Annotated in this window: 20 protein-coding genes; 5 read left to right on the forward strand and 15 right to left on the reverse strand. The window is 40.9% G+C overall.

Annotation, left to right across the window (positions count from 1 at the left end):
• Window positions 1–18: 18 nt before the first annotated feature.
• The 4 genes from MHI23_RS12095 to MHI23_RS12110 form a co-directional block, all read right to left on the reverse strand.
• The gene (locus MHI23_RS12095) at window positions 19–1359 is read right to left on the reverse strand and encodes a sugar porter family MFS transporter (RefSeq protein WP_024423073.1); all 1341 of its coding nucleotides are present in this window, start codon (window positions 1357–1359) and stop codon (window positions 19–21) included.
• 84 nt (window positions 1360–1443) lie between these two features.
• Window positions 1444–2865, reverse strand: coding sequence for an L-arabinose isomerase (gene araA / locus MHI23_RS12100; RefSeq protein WP_339240006.1), 1422 nt, complete (start codon window positions 2863–2865; stop codon window positions 1444–1446).
• 17 nt (window positions 2866–2882) lie between these two features.
• Window positions 2883–3587: an L-ribulose-5-phosphate 4-epimerase gene (locus MHI23_RS12105; protein ID WP_122631122.1), complete on the reverse strand. Its 705-nt coding sequence runs from the start codon at window positions 3585–3587 to the stop codon at window positions 2883–2885.
• Window positions 3581–5206 (reverse strand): FGGY-family carbohydrate kinase, encoded by a 1626-nt coding sequence (locus tag MHI23_RS12110; protein ID WP_257802651.1) that lies wholly within the window; start codon window positions 5204–5206, stop codon window positions 3581–3583. The genes MHI23_RS12105 and MHI23_RS12110 overlap by 7 nt, the downstream gene beginning before the upstream one ends.
• A gap of 274 nt (window positions 5207–5480) precedes the next feature.
• Between MHI23_RS12110 and MHI23_RS12115 the strand changes: the two genes are divergently transcribed.
• Complete coding sequence (locus MHI23_RS12115) at window positions 5481–6569, forward strand: GntR family transcriptional regulator (RefSeq protein ID WP_024423077.1); 1089 nt, start codon at window positions 5481–5483, stop codon at window positions 6567–6569.
• Window positions 6570–6715: 146 nt separating this feature from the next.
• Here MHI23_RS12115 and MHI23_RS12120 read toward each other — a convergent pair whose 3' ends face one another.
• The 9 genes from MHI23_RS12120 to MHI23_RS12160 form a co-directional block, all read right to left on the reverse strand.
• Window positions 6716–7441 carry a DsbA family oxidoreductase gene (locus MHI23_RS12120; protein ID WP_073206406.1) on the reverse strand — a complete coding sequence of 242 codons (726 nt, stop codon included), beginning with the start codon at window positions 7439–7441 and terminating at the stop codon, window positions 6716–6718.
• Between the two features lie 137 nt (window positions 7442–7578).
• A complete protein-coding gene (gene hxlB / locus MHI23_RS12125; protein WP_024423079.1) occupies window positions 7579–8136 on the reverse strand; it encodes a 6-phospho-3-hexuloisomerase in 558 nt (185 codons plus the stop codon).
• Window positions 8133–8765: a 3-hexulose-6-phosphate synthase gene (gene hxlA / locus MHI23_RS12130; protein WP_024423080.1), complete on the reverse strand. Its 633-nt coding sequence runs from the start codon at window positions 8763–8765 to the stop codon at window positions 8133–8135. The genes hxlB and hxlA overlap by 4 nt, the downstream gene beginning before the upstream one ends.
• Window positions 8766–9004: 239 nt before the next feature.
• Window positions 9005–9361 (reverse strand): winged helix-turn-helix transcriptional regulator, encoded by a 357-nt coding sequence (locus tag MHI23_RS12135; protein ID WP_029708013.1) that lies wholly within the window; start codon window positions 9359–9361, stop codon window positions 9005–9007.
• Between the two features lie 72 nt (window positions 9362–9433).
• Window positions 9434–10303 (reverse strand): alpha/beta hydrolase, encoded by an 870-nt coding sequence (locus tag MHI23_RS12140; protein ID WP_061109391.1) that lies wholly within the window; start codon window positions 10301–10303, stop codon window positions 9434–9436.
• Between the two features lie 214 nt (window positions 10304–10517).
• Window positions 10518–10880 (reverse strand): YxiJ family protein, encoded by a 363-nt coding sequence (locus MHI23_RS12145; RefSeq protein ID WP_339240014.1) that lies wholly within the window; start codon window positions 10878–10880, stop codon window positions 10518–10520.
• 527 nt (window positions 10881–11407) lie between these two features.
• On the reverse strand, window positions 11408–11695 hold the full coding sequence (locus MHI23_RS12150; RefSeq protein WP_240503393.1) for a hypothetical protein: 288 nt from the start codon (window positions 11693–11695) through the stop codon (window positions 11408–11410).
• A gap of 20 nt (window positions 11696–11715) precedes the next feature.
• Window positions 11716–12060 carry a hypothetical protein gene (locus tag MHI23_RS12155; RefSeq protein ID WP_241258034.1) on the reverse strand — a complete coding sequence of 115 codons (345 nt, stop codon included), beginning with the start codon at window positions 12058–12060 and terminating at the stop codon, window positions 11716–11718.
• A 64-nt stretch (window positions 12061–12124) separates the two neighbouring features.
• The gene (locus tag MHI23_RS12160; protein ID WP_185853707.1) at window positions 12125–12727 is read right to left on the reverse strand and encodes a TetR/AcrR family transcriptional regulator; all 603 of its coding nucleotides are present in this window, start codon (window positions 12725–12727) and stop codon (window positions 12125–12127) included.
• Window positions 12728–12856: 129 nt separating this feature from the next.
• Here MHI23_RS12160 and cyoE point away from each other — a divergent pair, with 129 nt between their 5' ends.
• Window positions 12857–13762 (forward strand): heme o synthase, encoded by a 906-nt coding sequence (cyoE, locus tag MHI23_RS12165; protein WP_103131916.1) that lies wholly within the window; start codon window positions 12857–12859, stop codon window positions 13760–13762.
• 20 nt (window positions 13763–13782) lie between these two features.
• Here cyoE and blaBPU read toward each other — a convergent pair whose 3' ends face one another.
• Together blaBPU and MHI23_RS12175 are read right to left on the reverse strand one after the other, a co-directional pair.
• Entirely contained in the window at window positions 13783–14571 is a 789-nt protein-coding gene (gene blaBPU, locus MHI23_RS12170) for a BPU family class D beta-lactamase (RefSeq protein ID WP_073208370.1), read from the reverse strand.
• Between the two features lie 125 nt (window positions 14572–14696).
• Complete coding sequence (locus MHI23_RS12175; RefSeq protein WP_234107249.1) at window positions 14697–15860, reverse strand: acyl-CoA dehydrogenase family protein; 1164 nt, start codon at window positions 15858–15860, stop codon at window positions 14697–14699.
• A 144-nt stretch (window positions 15861–16004) separates the two neighbouring features.
• On the opposite strand from MHI23_RS12175, the gene MHI23_RS12180 reads away from it, so the two are divergent.
• The 3 genes from MHI23_RS12180 to MHI23_RS12190 are packed head-to-tail and all read left to right on the forward strand — an operon-like array spanning window position 16005 to window position 18321.
• A complete protein-coding gene (locus tag MHI23_RS12180; RefSeq protein WP_024423086.1) occupies window positions 16005–16769 on the forward strand; it encodes an amino acid ABC transporter ATP-binding protein in 765 nt (254 codons plus the stop codon).
• Window positions 16766–17626 carry an amino acid ABC transporter substrate-binding protein gene (locus MHI23_RS12185; protein WP_056767915.1) on the forward strand — a complete coding sequence of 287 codons (861 nt, stop codon included), beginning with the start codon at window positions 16766–16768 and terminating at the stop codon, window positions 17624–17626. The genes MHI23_RS12180 and MHI23_RS12185 overlap by 4 nt, the downstream gene beginning before the upstream one ends.
• Window positions 17623–18321, forward strand: a complete 699-nt coding sequence (locus MHI23_RS12190) for an amino acid ABC transporter permease (protein WP_056767918.1) — start codon at window positions 17623–17625, stop codon at window positions 18319–18321. Before MHI23_RS12185 ends, MHI23_RS12190 begins: the two co-directional genes overlap by 4 nt.
• The last annotated feature ends 8 nt before the right edge of the window (window positions 18322–18329 follow it).

An 18329-nucleotide genomic window follows, 5' to 3' on the forward strand; every position in this document is an offset into this window, starting at 1 on the left:
ATAGATGGTTTTCTTTATTTATACACGAGCTGCCATATCGGTTTCGATTTGCTCTAAGCTTCTTCCCTTTGTCTCGACTAGCACAAATCGGGTGAATAACAGCCCGATTAAGCAGATGACTCCGAATGAGGAGAAAATGACCCCAAAGCTGAATTGATCAGCCAAAATAGGGAAAACGAGTCCAACTGCTAACGATCCGGTCCAGTTAAAGGCAGAAGAGATACCTGCTCCGATACCTCTGACAGAAAGCGGGAAGATTTCGCCGATGATGATCCAAGTGATCGGTGCCCACGAGAAGGCATAGCACAAAATAAAACAGCAAAGCGAAATCAATGTTACCCAGTTTAAAATTCCTTCACTGACGCCAAGTGCCCCTAATGCGGCGGGAGCAAAGAAAGAAAGAGCCATGCCCGATCCTCCTACGGTGAGAATCGTTCGGCGGTCGAAGCGGTCAACAAATTGTAAAAAGATCACGGTCGTGACGACAAAAATGACACCGACAATGACTGTAAAACCTGCGGCAACCTGAGGTGCAAGCCCTACATTCCGAGCGATACTCGTTGCATAATAGACAATGGAGTTCGCGCCTTGAATTTGCTGAAGGGTTGCCATTCCAACCCCAATGAAAAGAGCCATTCTGAATTTCTTTTGAAACAATTGACGAATCCCCGAGCGTTCTTCTTTGGCGACTTCTAAAATTTCCTGCATTTCTGATTCGATTTCTTCACGGGAAGAACGCAGTGATCCTAATACTTCCCGTGCTTTATGAGCCATTCCGTGTTTAATCAAATATCTCGGAGATTCAGGAAGCTTCAGCATGCCAATATAAAGCACGATCGCAAATAAAGCGGCACTTCCCAGCATCCAGCGCCAGCTGTCCGGGATGGGCTCAAACACAAATGCAACAATATAGCTGAGTAATAGTCCAGTTACAATCATAAGCTGATTGAGTCCAGATAATTTCCCGCGGATTTTAGCAGGAGCGATTTCAGACATGTAAGCCGGAACCAAAGATGAAGCTGTTCCTACTGCTGTCCCTAAAAAGATTCGAGCGATGGTGAGTGAAATCTCTTCTGGTGCGACAGCTGATCCGATCGCCCCGACAAAAAAGATCACGGATGAGACCAAAATGAGTTTTCTGCGGCCAAATTTATCCCCTAACAGACCGCTTAAGATGGAGCCAATAATGGCCCCGCCCATTAATGAAGAGACAACGATTCCAAGCCATAATGGGCTGAGCTGAAATTCTTCCTGAATATGTCCTTCCGCCCCTGCAATAATACCAATATCATATCCAAATAAGATGCCTGCAAAAGACCCGAAAAAGAAGATAAATTTGCTTGACACTTTTTTCTCCAAGTGGATGACCCCCTCACTTAATTAACCGCTTTCATTTCACCCAGTGCTTCTACTGTTGTAACCAGCAGAAGACCTTTCCCCATTCTATAAAACCACATATTCTGCATTGACAAGCTTTGCAAAATGAACAATTTGATCAACCGTTAAATTGAGAGACACGACTGTATGGTGGCCTCCGCCTTCTTTAATCCATGCTTTGACGCCATCCTGAAAATTCGGTTTGATTTTCCACAATACACGCGCAACTGGTAAATGAGGTGCTGCTTCCTCTGGCTCAAAGGCTTCGACTTCTTGTATGAGCCATTTGAAATGTGTTCCAAAATCCGCTATAGAGACAACGACACCCTCGCCTGCTTTTCCATCAAACACAAGACGTGCTGGATCTTCCCGGTTTCCGATCCCAAGTGGAGACACGACAATGACAGGTTTTGTATGAGCGAGCGCTGGATCAACTTCCAGCATATGAGATTGCAGCACTGCTTCCTCTCCAGACGTCATTTCATACGTGTAGTCCTCCATAAATCCAGTGGATTGATGATGACTCATCACCTTTAATAAGCGGTCCAGTGCGGCCGTTTTCCAATCACCTTCTCCAGCAAAGCCGTATCCCTTTGCCATCAGCCGCTGTACCGCAAGTCCAGGCAGCTGCTTCATCCCATGTAAGTCTTCAAAGTTTGTTGTAAAGGCATGATAGCCGCCTTCATCTAAGAAACGTTTGATGGCGATCTCATATCGCGCCTGCACCTTGACACTTTTTTCCCACTCTTCAACTGAATACGTTCCATAATTCACATCATATTGCGTTAAATACTCAGCAAATAATGCATCTACCTCTTCGTCTTCTACTGCATTTACATATTCGACGAGATCGCCTATTCCAAAGTAGTCAACGGTCCATCCTAATTGAATCTGCGCTTCGATTTTATCGCCTTCTGTCACAGCCACATGCCGCATGTTGTCACCAAACCGGGCTACTTTGATGTAAAAGCTCTCATGATAGGCAGCCGCAACGTCCATCCAATCAGCAATTTGCTGCTGCACTTCCGGCTTAGACCAATGACCGGTCACAATTTGGTTTTGTTTATTTAAACGTGCATTGATATAGCCATATTCTCTGTCTCCATGTGCGGATTGATGGAGATTCATATAGTCCATGTCGATCGTGTCCCACGGAATCTTTTCATAATATTGTGTAACAAGATGCAAAAGAGGCTTTTGCAAAAGACTGGTGCCGCGTATCCACATTTTTGCTGGAGAAAATGTATGCATCCACGTCATCACACCGACAACTTCATCGCGATAATTGACCTCTTTCATAAGCTTTGTGATTTGATCGGCACTGACAGCCAGTTCCTGCAAGATCACTGGATAAGGAAGTAAACCGCTCTCATTTAAAGCATCCGTCATCTTCTGTGCATCTGCTTTTACTTTTTTCAGTGCTTCATCACCATATAAATGTTGTGACCCAACGATAAACCAAAACTCTTTTTTCAGGCTTGTTAACATAGATATCCCTCGTTTCTTTATGTTGAAGGTTTTTGTCCATAGTACGCATGCTTTCCATGTTTTCTTAAGTAATGTTTATCTAAAATTCGCTGCGGCAATGGCTCAGCAAATTCGTTCAATTGCTTGGCAAAAAGATTCATTTTGGCGACTTCATCTAAAATCACACTGTTTGTGACCGCACTTTTAGCATCCTTCCCCCATGTAAATGGACCATGCCCTTGAAGCAATACACCCGGCACCGCCATCACATCTAGGTTTCTTTTCTCAAACGTTTCGATAATCAGCTTGCCCGTTTCTACCTCATAACCCCGATTGACTTCTTCTTCTGTTAGAAAACGAGCGCACGGAACGGCACCGTAAAATGTATCGGCATGTGTTGTGCCCATTGCTGGTAAATCAAGTCCTGCCTGCGCCCAAACGGTTGCCCACATGGAATGGCTATGTGAAATGCCGCCAATTTCCTCAAAGTATTTGTAAAGAACTGCATGTGTAGCTGTATCTGACGAAGGACTCAATTCTCCTTCCACCACTTCACCATCAAAGTTCACCACGACCATATCTTTTGCTGATAGTTGGTCATACGCTATGCCGCTCGGCTTAATCACAAACAAACCACTGTCACGATCACATGCACTGACATTACCCCATGTAAATTTCACAAGTCCGTATTTTGGCAAATCTAAATTTGCTTGATACACTTCTTCTTTTAAGCGATCTAGCATACCGTCGTCACTCCTTTCGTTGGCATCAGATGTGCTACCGCCGCTTCTTCAATCGCAAGCCCATTTTGATAGCGCTTTAAAAATTCGTCAAAGCCTTTGACATCGAGTGGATCGGGCTCCATGAGCTCTTCTGATGTATGGGCAAATACGCGATGGGTGAGAAATTCAGCCAATGTTTGCTGCTGATGATGGACCATATATGAAGCAAGGACAGCCATCCCAAACGCACCGCCTTCTCCAGCTGTTGAAACGACTGATACAGGTGTATTCAGCGCTGCGGCAACCATTTTTTGTCCAACGAGCGGTGTTTTAAATAATCCCCCATGCCCTAGTAAGCGGTCAATCAATACATGTTCCTGTTCCTTTAATCGGTCCATGCCTATTTTCATAGCACCAAAAGCAGAGAACAAATGGGTGCGCATGAAATTAGCAAGATTAAAGCGGCTTTCAGGAGACCTGACAAAAAGAGGTCTTCCTTCTGGCAGTCTCGTAATATTTTCACCAGAGTAATAGCCATAGCTTAAGAGTCCGCCGCCATCTCGATCTGCTTCTAAAGCTTGCTGCAATAAGGATTCGTATAACCTTTCTGACTCCACTTGCAGGCCAAGTGCTTCAAATGCCTCTCTGAATATATTCATCCAAGCGTTTAGGTCACTTGTACAGTTATTTGCATGAACCATGGCAACTGGCAGTCCATCCGGCGTCGTGACCATGTCTACTTCTGGATACACACCTTTTAGATCCTGATCCAGCACAATCATGGCAAAAACCGACGTCCCAACAGAAATATTCCCCGTCCGTCTTTCTACACTGTTTGTCGCCACCATGCCCGTTCCAGCGTCACCTTCCGGCGGGCAAAATGGAATGCCTGGCTGCAAATGTTTTCCTTGATCCAAAATGGCTGCCCCTGCTGCCGTTAACACGCCAGCTTCTTCGCCTGCTAAATAGACACGCGGCAGAAGGTGGCGAAGCTTCCACGGATAGCCTTTTTCTGCAATCAATGCTTCAAATTGCTGGAGCATTTCTTCATTGTAGTCCTTCGTTTGTTCATCAATCGGAAACATCCCTGACGCATCGCCAATACCAATGGCCTGCTTTCCGGTTAACAGCCAGTGAATATATCCTGACAAAGTGGTCATATATTCTAATCGGGATAGATGTTTTTCATCTTCTAATACCGCTTGATACAAATGGGCAATGCTCCATCTTTCTGGAATATGAAATTGAAGTACGTCTGTCAGCTTTTGACTCGCCTCGATGGTCGTTGCATTCCGCCATGTTCGGAACGGAACGAGAACCTCTCCTGTATGATCACATGCCACATAGCCATGCATCATCGCTGATACCCCGATTGAGCCAATGGTTTGAATGGTCACACCATACTTTTGCTCGGCCTGCTCTTTCATCTCTCGATACGACACTTGCAGACCTGTAATGATATCAATTAAGTTGTACGTCCATATTCCATCCTCGAGAAAACTTTCCCATTCATATGCACCTTGTGCAATTGGCTGAAATTTCTCATCTATTAAAATCGCTTTAATTCGTGTTGAACCAAATTCAATGCCTAAAGATGTCCGTCCTTCTTTCAAGGCTTTGGCCGTCTCTTTGTGATCCACTCTACGTTCACCCCCATTTTTGATAGCGGTTTCAATTTTCTTTTTCGAGATTCATTGATTCTCTGGTACAATCACAATATAATATTTGTACGTACATATGTCAATAATAAATATAGTTGTACATACATAATGCGACAAAAACTTTCATTTTTTCTGAAGGGGGTCATAACAGAAAAGGGAAGCGCCTGTTTTTGATCCGACAACCATGTTAAAATATGTCCATACAATTTCTTCTCAATCCGAGTAGATGATCAACTGAGAAAGAAGTGAAACGATGAAAAAGAAGTACCAGATCATTATTGATGATATAAAAAGCAAAATACTCACAGGAGATTATCGGATCGGGGAGCGTATTCCAACCGAATCAAGCCTGCAAGACATGTATCAAGTAAGCAGACATACAGTTCGAAAAGCCATCTTGGAATTGTCCAGCGAAGGATTTTTGCGCAGCGAAAAAGGTTCAGGCACATTTGTAACCAATCAATATCAAACAAAACCTGCGGGACATGCACATATGAAAACGATTGGGGTCATTACAACATACATATCCGATTACATTTTCCCTTCTATCATTCGAGGCATTGAAAGCCGATTAAACGAAGAGAACTATTCCTTGTTACTGGCAAGTACAAATAACGATGTTGAGCAGGAGAAAAAAGCGCTGGAAATGATGCTGTCATTTGGTGTAGACGGACTTATTGTCGAGCCGACGAAAAGCAATTTATATAATCCAAACATTTCGTACTACTTATCCTTTAAAGAACAGGATGTACCGCTCATTATGATCAATGCCTATTATGAGCAGCTAGAGGTTCCTTTTCTCTGTTTAGATGATGTAAAATCCAGCTATTTAGCCACAAAAGAGCTGATCACCTCGGGTCATCAACAAATTGGACTTATTTCAAAAACAGATGATTTACAGGGAAAATATCGGATGAAGGGCTATATTCAAGCGTTAGGTGAAGCTAAGCTTAATTTCCTGCCTGAGCATGTGCTCTTTTTCGATACAGAATCGAAGCAGCATTTGGGGGAGCAAATTCACACATTCCTGATGGCGCACCAGCATGAGCTGACTGCCCTTGTTTGCTATAACGATGAGGTGGGTTTAGAAGTCGCCAATGTATGCAGCGAAATCGGGCTGTCCATTCCAGATGATCTCTCGATTATTGGACAGGATAATTCGTATATCGCCCAGAAAAATGCCCATGTGAAGCTGACAACACTGACCCATCCTCAGGAGCAAATGGGCCGTGATGCAGCAGACTGGATGATTAAAAAAGTACAAGGAAAAAAGAATCTCCCTGATCAAACGTTTTACGAGCCTGAATTGGTTCCAGGTGAAACGATCAAACGAATAAAATGAGCCCTTACTCCAAGTGGCTCATTTTATTTTAGAATTCCAGCATAAGGCGTGAATAGGTCGGATCCCTGAAATGAAAGACATGGGTTTCCCCTCATCCTTAAACAATAAAAAATCCCCATCTTATAAAAAGATAGGGAACATATCTATTACGCCTCTTCTTTAGGGGAAGGCACCGCACATACGCCATCTGCACATGCCGCTTCAAACGCATTGTCAGCAGCTTTCTCTGCCTGAGCTGCTTCCTCTTTCCAAGCTGTTTCAAGTGCACCCAGGAACGTATCGGCTGGCTGCGCACCTGCAACTGAATACTTGTCATTGATCAAGAAAAACGGAACAGCATTGATCCCAAGCTGTCTCGCTTCTTGTTCATCTTTTCGGACATGATCGGCAAATGCTTCGCTGCCCAAAACTTGCTGTATTTCCTTCTCATCAAGACCAGCTTTTTCTGCAATGTCTAAAAGAGTTTGACGGTCACCAACATGCTTTCCATCTGTAAAATATGCTTGAAACAGCTCTCCCATAACGAAATCGCCTTTCCCCATTTGACCAGCATATTGCGCCAATCGATGGGCATCAAAGGTGTTGGTCAACACGAGCGGATCAAATTGAAAATCGATCCCTTTCTCTTTGCCGGCCTGCTTCACCTGCTCATTCATCGCCATGGCCTGGCTGCGGCTCATGCCATATTTTTTGACGAGCATATCATGAACGTCATGATCGACATCAACAGGTGCGTGGGGATCAAGCTCAAAGCTTTTAAACTCTATCTCTACCTGATCCTTCTCTGGGAATTGTTCTAGCGCTGTTTCCAGCTGTTTTTTTCCTATATAACAAAAAGGACAGGCGATATCTGACCAAATTTGTACTTTCATGTTCATCTTCCTTCCGTGCTGCACTTTTTCTTTAACGATGTAACAATTATAGTTACATCAAATAGATGATGTCAAGATTCTGTTCTTGATAAATGAAAAAACCTTTCCTTTTATGAAAGGAAAGGCTTTGAAAATATCTACTCTAAATTTGCATGGTGACCGTACATTGTATGTGTGTCGAGCTCTTTTATTTCCATTAACCTTAAAATGACCGCATCGTATGTCAGAAGAAGCGACTGCTCAAATAGTGAGCCCATTGGCTGAATGGTATGATGGTTTCCATCCTGTTGATCCTTCGGTGCACCTGACAATAAGATGACTTCATCCGATAGATCAGCTAAAGGTGACTCAGCAGAAAGCGTGAACGCTGCCACTTTTCCGCCAATTGCTTTTGCCTTTTTTGCAAGGACCAGTAAAGACTCTGTACGGCCAGAGCCGCTCCCCACAATCAAAAGATCCTCTTCTGTAAAGGAAGGCGTATTCGTTTCTCCAATTACATATGCCTTGACGCCAATATGCGTAAGTCTCATCGCAAACGATTTTCCCATCAAGCCAGATCTGCCTGCACCTGTCACAAAGACTTTTTGTGCAGATAAAATACTTGTGACCAGGCGCTCTGCTTGTTCGTCTTGAATGGCAGACGAATGATCAGAAAGCTCATTTAAAATGGCTTTCACATAGTCGCTGGTTTTCATGATTGTGCGATCAGCTGCTTCATTTGTGCAGCCACTTCTGCTTTATTGTCCTGGCTTGCGATACCGCCGCCTACAATGATTAAATCAGGGTTTAATTTCACGACTTCAGGTAACGTATCGAGCTTAATTCCACCTGCAATCGCTGTTTTCGCCTGCTTGACAACTTGTTTAATCGTCATAAGATCAGCAAATGAGTTTTGACCAACCGCTTGCAGATCATAGCCTGTATGCACACAAATATAATCGACTCCAAGCGCATCCAGCTCTTTTGCACGGCCTGCGATATCTTTGATGCCAATCATATCAACTAATATTTGTTTCCCTCTTGCTTTCGCTTCTTTCACTGCTCCTTGAATGGACATATCTTCTGCCGCTGCAAGAATGGTGACGATATCTGCTCCTGCTTCAGATGCCTGCTGCACTTCATAGCCGGCAGCATCCATAATTTTCAGATCAGCGAGTACACGTAAATTCGGAAAAGCCTGCTTGACTTCTTTTACAGCACGAAGCCCTTCGTTAATCACAACAGGTGTCCCAATTTCGACCACATCAATGGATGCTTCTACTTCTTTGATCAGCTCAATCGCCTCTGGTATATTCACTAAATCTAATGCTAATTGTAATTTCATCAACTTTCACTCCCGTTTTTCATCTCATCTTCAAGCGCTCCGCGGATGATGCATCTTGAACGATGAAATGAGTATAACAACAGGAATGACGCAATGTAAGTACGCACTTTTTTTTTACATACTATACTTTTCCGCATATGGTTACAAAAAAGATACTGTCTTTTGGCCAGTATCTCAGGGTAAAGACAAAGGGCTAAAATAAAGTTATTTTAGCCCTTTGTCTACAATCGGTCATCTTTCTATTTATCATCTTTTAAGAAATTGCTGTCGAGATATTGCTTTCCCCAATCATACATAGCCTCTAAAATCGGCATTAAGCTTTCTCCTAATTCTGTGAGAGAATACTCAACCTTTGGCGGAACGACAGGATAAACCTCCCGGTGCACAATGTGATCTTCCTCTAATTCTCTTAGCTGATTGACAAGCATTCTTTGCGTAATCCCAGGCATTAACGACTTTAACTCACCAAAACGTTTTGTCCCTTCTCTGCCAAGGTGCCATAAAATCAGCATTTTCCACTTACCGCCGATAATATTCAGCGTCAGCTCTTTTTCGCAATTGAACACTTTATTTTCCATTCGTGATGACAACAACATACACTCCTTTAATTTCAAACCACTTTATCATTATACTGCGGCAAAAAGAATTGCCCGAGCATACGGTCTTCATTATTGATTTTGTTTTTTGACAAAAGCCATCACAGCCTCTGTCATTTTTTGTGCTTCTTTTGGCGCTCTGTCTGATCCAAACCATTTGTTCAGGTCACTGTGGCTCAGCGTATGCACCCGAAAAACAAACCGAGAGCCTTTGTCATGATTTAGTTTTTCTGCAAATCGGTACACCTCAGGATTTTCCCAGCCCGTCACCAAATAGACAGGCGGTACATTCGCTTGATTCATATAAGTGACAGGTGATGCCTTTGTCCAGTTCTTCTCTTGTTTGCCAAAGACTTTTTTGTACGATGGGATGGCTTGTATAAATTGATTGAGGTTTAACGGCCCATCTAAAATCACGATGGAATTGATCGCTTTTGGCGACAGCCCCACACGTTTTAAGTAGGTCGAATCTGTGGCAACCAGCGCCGTCAAATGACCGCCCGCTGAGTGACCCATGACATTGATTTTTGATGAATCAATTTGATATTCATCCGCATGATCCTTCACCCATTTAATGGCGTTTGCTGTATCATCTGCCATCTGCTCGTAATTAGCATCAGGGTGAAGCCTGTAATTCATCGAAACAAACACATACCCTTGACCTGTAAAATAATCAGCCTTTGAAGCGACTCTATTCTTATCGCCGCCTGTCCAGCCTCCGCCATGGAGATAGATCATCACAGGATGCTTCTTCTTTTTGTCTTCATCTTTGCCCTTTGGCATATACATATCGAGTGTTTGCTGTTTATTTTGTGTGTCTGCATAATGGATATTGGTTGTCGGCTTAGGCTGGTTGAAACGGAACACAAAGAATGCGCATACCAATAAACCAGCGATGACCGCCGCAAATAAGAGCCATTTCATGATTCGATTCAATGTCATTGCACCTTTCTGTGTTGGGATGGGGGAGCATGAGTAGCAGATATGTAGATAAACTAGCACGATTCAATTCGATACTAGATTCATATGGGATGTGCACGTGCAAAACAATTGGTCAAGTCGTAATATTTATTATACTCCTTAAAGTGGTGAAATTCATTGATTTGCTCTAAAGGGTTGACATCGAAATCGGGAATTAGATTCTGGATTTTTCCATCTAAAAATCAATGTCATAGCTTATAAATGCAATGATTCGTTTTCTTGTTTCTTCATGGTACTGGATATAGGAATGTAATAAAGGATACGATTCAAGGATGTGTTGAAACGATTTGATTTGAGGATATTGCTCTTCAAATGACTGACGCAGCACGTTTAGCTGTTTTTTTGGAATTCGTTTATTATCGATCACATAACTTAAGCTGCCTGTCACAAGAGTGAAAAATTCATAAAAATCATCGGACCACAGACCAGTTTCCTCCTCAAAAGATAGGATCTCTTCAGGGTAATCTGAATGAAAACAATATTGATAGCGCTGCTTCAAATCATTGATTAATGCTGTTTTATCTTGGCTGATGTTCATGGATCTTTACACCTTTCTCTCAATGCTTTTAAGATAATCAGTCTTTCAATTTTTTTTATAAAGTATGAATATCGTTAGTTTACATTCAAATGTATTGTTGATTCCAGTTCTTTTTTAATTTACATTAATTACCTTCTCTCTAAAACAGAATGACGAAAAATCAACTTTTTCTTATATTTTCTCCAATATTTGAGCGAACTATAGAATTTATATTTGATAATTTCCTCCATTAACATACCTTTAAAATATAAAGAAAAAATGCTTTCAATAGTGTATTTGCTACATCTACCATCAGGTTAAAAAATTTAGTCATTTTTGGATCAGTAACCTCTAAGACCATAAAGAGACATGCTCAGTAACCTCCTAGAATTACATTCATCATTGGTTATCATTTATTTCTTTAATTGATTAACTAAAAATATGCCTTATATTGAATATCATAATATAAGGCACATTTCCAATAATACTTATTTGTATTTTTCACAATTACACCCTGAATTTTCCCCTCGACTTCTACACGGTCTTTCCTATAATCGTATACTTGTATAAACTGTTTTATGTGCACGTTTGAAAAGTGCCACTTCATTATCCGTTAGCCACTTAAACTCTCGCATATGATACGAAATTTCTTCTAAGTAGGTATCGGTTTCAGCAATTAATTTTTTATCTAAGATATTTCTTTTATTGTCTTCAACTACAAGATAAAGAGTAAACTGCTTTAAATCTAATTCAATAAGTGGGTAAGCTTTCTTTTTTTTATCGGTACTCAGTTTTGTTTTGCCTTTAATTTCCGATTTATATTCCTTCTCTTTCATTTTCTTAAATGTAGCTTTGACTAGCTGACTATCCCATTTTTTAATTCACACAGATATAGCAACGATTTTTCCAAAGTATCAGCTAAGATTTTTTTCTTATTGGTTGCATTTTCAAATTCACTATAACTAAAGGGTACTTCCAGCTCGTACGTATTTTTTAAAAATAAGATGTCAGGTTCATCTTTTGAAGTACTAATTAATTTGTAGTCTTTAAAAGATCCACAAATCAAAACAATAGCCTCACAATCTTTCTTTTGAAATTTCTTTTCTAATTCGTATAAAAACATTTCAGTAATACAAAGGGATTGGCTAGCTAAAATTCCACGATCGTCATCTGACATTAATTGTAAATTTTCCAAATACACTTCTTAAAATCCCCCTTTCTAGAATCACTATCTCCACCACATTCAAACTAAGGAACCTTCATTTCTATTTAGAGGAAATTATTCTTTTTAAAGATTTTTCTAATAAATCATGTGGTATATGGTCTTGACTAATAAAGTGAAATATTGCTATTCCATTTTCCAATGAAAGAATTGTCCATGCCATTTCCTCAGATGAAAGAGTAGATGTAAGGTTCTCTTTATTTATTAAATTCTCAATGGATTGAGAGATTTGTTTTACCGATTGTAAGATCATATTTGACCACTGACGCCTTGCTTCCTCATTTCTCATTGAATACAAAAGAAATTCCATATTTAGCAGGCTCCACGTCCGATTTTCTTCACGTCTTTGAATAGACTGTTGATTCATTTTTTCAGGAAAGTGCAAAAGAGAAGGCTGTTCTGCTAATAAAGCATTGATTTTTTCTACATGTAATTGCATTTGTTGTTCCAATAGAGCCAAAAAGATCTCTTCCTTTGAATGAAAATGCGCATAAAAGGCCCCTTTGCTAAATCCCGCACATTCTGCCAATTTATCAATGGAGACCCCATGAAAACCATACTTGGCGAAATTCTCAACTGCTGAATTTATGAGTAATTTTCGTGTTTCATCTTTCCTTTCACTTTGCCTTTTTCTTTGTATAATCATTCCTTAACCTCCTTATATTGACAATCACGCCATATAGAATTAATATACCAATTAGTATATAAGTTCAACAAGGTATATATCTTGCTGTACAGCATAAATAATTAATCGCTATTAAAAAGGAGCAAAACAATGCGAAAGATGGGGAAAAAAATTCACAAAACCAAAATGGACATAATAGCTCAAACAGTTAAATCAGGAATCATTAAATCAAATTTAATCCCAATGTGTGCTGGCTTAACCTTGGCATTATACACTTATCAAATTGACATCCTTCATAAATCTATTGAGATACTATTTGCATTTGCAGGTTCAATTTTATTAATTGGTGCTGCTGGAGCTTTAAACAATTTGTATGATAGGGACATAGATTCCGTGATGAATAGAACAAAAAACAGACCTACTGTAACAGAAGAAGTCAATCTTAAAAAAGTTCTATGGCTTAGTATCTTAATGTCTATTTTAGGATTGGTTTTTTTAGCATTTACAACCTATGTAGCAGCTATTATAGGATTGATTGGTTTACTTTTTTATATTTTCCCTTATACAATGTGGAGTAAAAGAAAAACCGTTTACAACACAGAAATTGGTAGCATTTCTGGGGCAATGCCGCCTCTCATTGGTTGGACGGCTATTTCACCAGACATCTCACACCCAGCTATTCTGGGGTTATTTTTCATTACAATTATTTGGCAGATGCCGCATTTTTACTCAATAGCTATTAGAAAGCAAAATGAATACAAGGCAGCAAACATTCCCATGTTACCTGTTGTAAAAGGAATGAAAAGAACATACTTGCAAACGAATCTTTATATCTTAGCAATTACCTTAAGCAGTTTTCTTTTCCGTTCTTTAAGCATAGGGCTTGTGATTTTGTCTTTTTTCTTAGGCCTTATATGGATTTGTTTAAGTATTATTGGTTACAAGCGAATGAATTCCGAGAAGTGGGCATCATTTATGTTTGTCTATTCACTAATTTATATGACAACTCTTTATTCAACTATCATTATCTATACTCTTACTCGTCAAATTTTTTGATTTATGAAAACAAAAACATCCTAAACGGATGCTTCAATCAAATGATATTTTTTCAAAATACGATAGGTGATTTCTTTTGCTTCTAGACCGGTGCCTTCGATATTTGTGGCGAAGATGTAGGTTTTGTTTTCATGTTTGATGAAGCCTGCGTACCAGCCGATGCCTGAGCCGGAGCCTGTTTTTCCGTATAGGGTGGCATGTTTCTCTTCTTCTTGGATCATCATTCGTTTGACCTTTCTCATGACAGATAGGTCAAATGGAAGACTTTCTTCATATAACCGTTTAAGGAAATGGACTTGTTCTACTGGAGAAATGCGCAATGAACTACTTAACCAAAATTGATCGATTCCGCCAGATATGTCTTCATTCCCATAATGAATGGCTTTCACCCAATGATTCATGCGTTCTTCTCCGATGTCACGCGCCATGGCTTGATAGTACCAGACGACTGAATCTCTCATACCAGAGCCCAGTGTATGATCCTTATTCCAGTTATCAATTTCTCTATTTACTCCGTCCCAATATTTGATGTCATATTCATCTCTCACTGCGCCTGTTTGGAGTCCGATGAGGGCATTTGCCACTTTAAATGTCGATTGTGGGGCAAAGCGCTTGTTCGCTCTTTTTTTGTTATACACCCATGGCGATTTTTCTTTTACTTCTTGGATGACAAATGTGCCTTCCCGGTCTTTCATGAATTCATCTACTGACCAAGCTGGTGATGTTCCCTCACTTGATGAAGGTTGGCCGATACAAAGTGCCATCAACATGAAGCCTGAAAACAGCCATTTTATATGCTTTTTCTTCAAAGAAACCGCTCCTTTTCCTATGATTTGTATCGATTGTAGCATGCCTGAGTGATGAGACATAAGGTACGCTTGTCCTCTTTTCTGCCAAATAAAAAAAGCCGGTTTCATCCGGCTTTCTGATCAGATTAGCTTTCTTTTTTCTCTTCTATGGCCTGCCTCGCGATTTTTGAAATCGTCATATCATCCATTGGCGGGTTATGGAGCCCAGCACGAATATCTCGATAGTAACGCTGAAGCGGACAGCCAAGGCTCAAGCTTTTTGCACCGACTAAACGCATGGCTTTATCAACCACTTGCAGACTATGATTAACGACTGTATGCTTCACAGCACCGAATTCATTGATTAACAGTGCTCTTTTCTCAGGCTTTTCATACAATGTTGTCGTTGAATACATGACGTGGCGTGCTTGCTTTAATAGTAAATCAATTTCGCCAATCAGTGTTTGGACATTTGGCAGTTCGCTAATCGTTCCGCTGATACTGTTCGGTGAATGTGTGATGGCATACTGAACTGCATAATCTCTTGCCGCTTGCGCAATCCCCAAATAACAGGAAGGAATATGTGCGATCCAAGGGTTTAACGTACCGCCCCGAGGTCCTTTTTGCACTTCAACAAGCATGTCATCTGAAACCACAACCTGATCTAAGATTAAATCATGGCTTTCTGTTCCTCTCATACCGACAACATCCCATGTTTCTTCTATAGAAACACCTTCTGTATCACGGTGAATTAAGAAAAATCCCATGGCTTCTTTTTCTTCGATCCATACGCCGACTAAAAAGTATGTGAGAGCTGGTGACATCGTAGTGAAAATTTTACGTCCGTTGATCACCCAGCGATCACCTGATTTCATCGCTGTTGTCCCAGGCTTGCCGCCTCTTGTTGGACTGCCTGTCTGCGCCTCACTTACAGCGCGGTTGACAAGGGCGCCCTTCTTCACTTCTTCCGCAAAGAATTGCAGCTGCTTCTCATTCCATAGTTTCTTTTCATAAATTTCACCAACAACTCCTTGGTGCCAGCCAATCGATAAGGCAGTCGCTCCGTCCATGCTGCCAAGCGTTTCTTGAAATAGAACCATATCCGTTACAGATTGACCCCCGCCTCCATATTCAGCGGGAAGAGACAGGGCTGTATATCCCATGTTTACTAATGATTCGATATTCTGTTTAGGAAAATAAGCGCCTTCATCATGTTTTTTTGCGTTTTGTTCGATCGTTTCACGAAGAGATTCCAGCTGATTGAGCCATGTTTTTTGAAAATCGGTATCGACAAATAATGCTTTAGACAAAACGTATCCAACTCCTCTGTTTCTCACAATCTATGATATCTCATTTTTCCAATCGGAATGAATAAAACACACTTTACTTATAGGATTTAATGTGTTAAATTTTATCAATATTAAGTACATCTGTCAAAGGAACGTGATGCTTTTATGATCTCAGCTACTAATCTACATAAATCTTATGGGCAGACCCATGTGTTAAAAGGCATTGATTTCACCGTACAAGAAGGTGAAGTGGTCGCAATTATTGGACCGAGCGGATCAGGAAAAACAACACTTCTCCGCAGTTTAAACAGCCTCGATATTCCAGACAAAGGAGAGCTGACTGTTGGAGAAGCCACGATTCAATTTGAACGATATCATAAAAAAGATCTTTTAAAACTAAGGCAGCAATCTTCCATGGTATTTCAGCATTATCACTTGTTTCAAAATAAACGCGCACTTGAAAATATTACAGAGGGATTGATTGTGTCCCAAAACATGTCTAAAAAAGAAGCAGAAAAGGTTGGAGAGCAATTTTTAGAGCGGATTGGACTGCTTCATAAAAAGGATGCATTTCCAAGTGAATTATCTGGCGGTCAGCAGCAGCGGATTGGAATTGCCCGCGCTCTTGCGATGAATCCTGCGGTGCTTTTGTTTGATGAACCAACGTCCGCATTGGACCCAGAGATGGTCGGAGAAATCCTTGAAATGATCAAAGATATTGCGAGCCAAGGAATGACGATGGTCATTGTGACGCATGAAATTTCGTTTGCAAAAGACGTAGCGGATACGGTGATCTTTATGGCAGATGGAGAAATCGTTGAAAAAGGCTCACCAGAAGACGTCCTCATGAAGCCTCAGCATGAACGAACAAAACAATTTTTATCCAGGATTCATCGCGGAATGTGGCAAGGATCGGAGGAAGACATATGAAGCAAAAGGCAGCATTCATGACAGCTGGTGTCCTTCTGATTCTCCTCTCTCTGATTGGCTGCAGCAGTGTGAAAACAACAACAGATGATGGAAAACAAATTGTGAAAGTCGCTCTGAGTGCAGAGGTCAATCCACCCTTTTTAGCCACAAATGACCAAAACGAACCGATTGGCTATAACATTGATTATTTAAATGAAGTGGAAAAAAGACTTCCACACATACATTTTGATTACATATTTGGCGAGGAAGAATCCAATTTAATTGGTGTTGGCGCGGGGAAGTTTGAAATGGCAGCTAATTGGTTTTTCAGTAACCCTGAACGTGAAAAACGGTTTCTTTACCCTCAAGTTCCGTACGGCTATTCGATGACAGGATTAATTGTGAAAGAATCAAACCGGGATATTCAATCGCTTGACGATATGACATCAAAAAAGCTCGCTCCTGTCAGTCCTAGCGGCGGATTGCGTTCCATATTAAATCAATATAATGAAGAACATGATCCAGATATTCCGCTGACAACCATTGAAAGCCCTTCAAATGAACTCAACTTAAAGCGTGTTGAAAGCGGACGGTCCGATGCGGCCTTTATGAATATTTCGACCTTCGATACCATTCAAAAGCATCTGAATCTGAAGGTCAAAGTGGGCGGGATCGTGTCAAAAGAGCCGATCTATCTTGTCTTACAGCCAAGTGAGAAGCAGCTTGCAGCAGACTTGGACCAGGTCACACAAGAGATGATTGATGATGGAACACTGCCTAAGCTTGCGAAAAAGTGGTTTGGGGTTGATTTCTTTCAAAATATTGACTACATCTCAGAGCAAGGCTATCAATATGAAGAAAGGAAGGAAGCGTCATGACGTTTACAGCTGGAGATTGGCTGCGAATTTTTTTACAGGTGCTTGAACGCCTGCCACTCACTTTTCTCATTATTGTGGTGTCATTGTTTTTCGCCATCATAATAGGGCTCTTATTTGCATGCATTCGTATAAAACAAATCCCAGTGCTGAAGCAATTGGCTGTTATCTATTTATCTTTTACACGAAGTACGCCATTAATTGTTCAGTTATTCTTAATTTATTTTGGACTTCCTCAGCTTTTACTTGTGGCAGGAATTCAAATCAATCATTGGGATCGTGTGTTATTTGTGATGATGACGTTCTCTTTACATACGGGGGCTTATTTATCTGAAGTTTTTCGCAGTGCGTATTCGTCTGTTGGGAAGGATCAGCTGGAAGCCGCCTACATTGTTGGGATGACAGATACACAGGCCTTGATCAGGATCATTATCCCGCAGGCCTTTCTCATAGCCCTGCCAAACCTCGGAAATTACACCATTGATCTTGTGAAAGACACGGCGATTGCCTTTACGATCGGACTCATCGATATTATGGGACAGGTGAAGATCATCTTAGGAAATAACTATGGAATCGGCATGTTTGAAGTGTATGTGATCATCGCGCTTGTGTACTGGCTCATTTGTATGAGCATTGAACTAGTCACCATGCTGCTTGAAAAGAAATTTGTAAAAGGCCGTACCAGTCTGTCACGTTAAGGAGGCGA

It is taken from the genome of Bacillus sp. FSL M7-0003, from assembly GCF_038628485.1.
Classification (GTDB): Bacteria; Bacillota; Bacilli; order Bacillales; family Bacillaceae; genus Bacillus; species Bacillus safensis.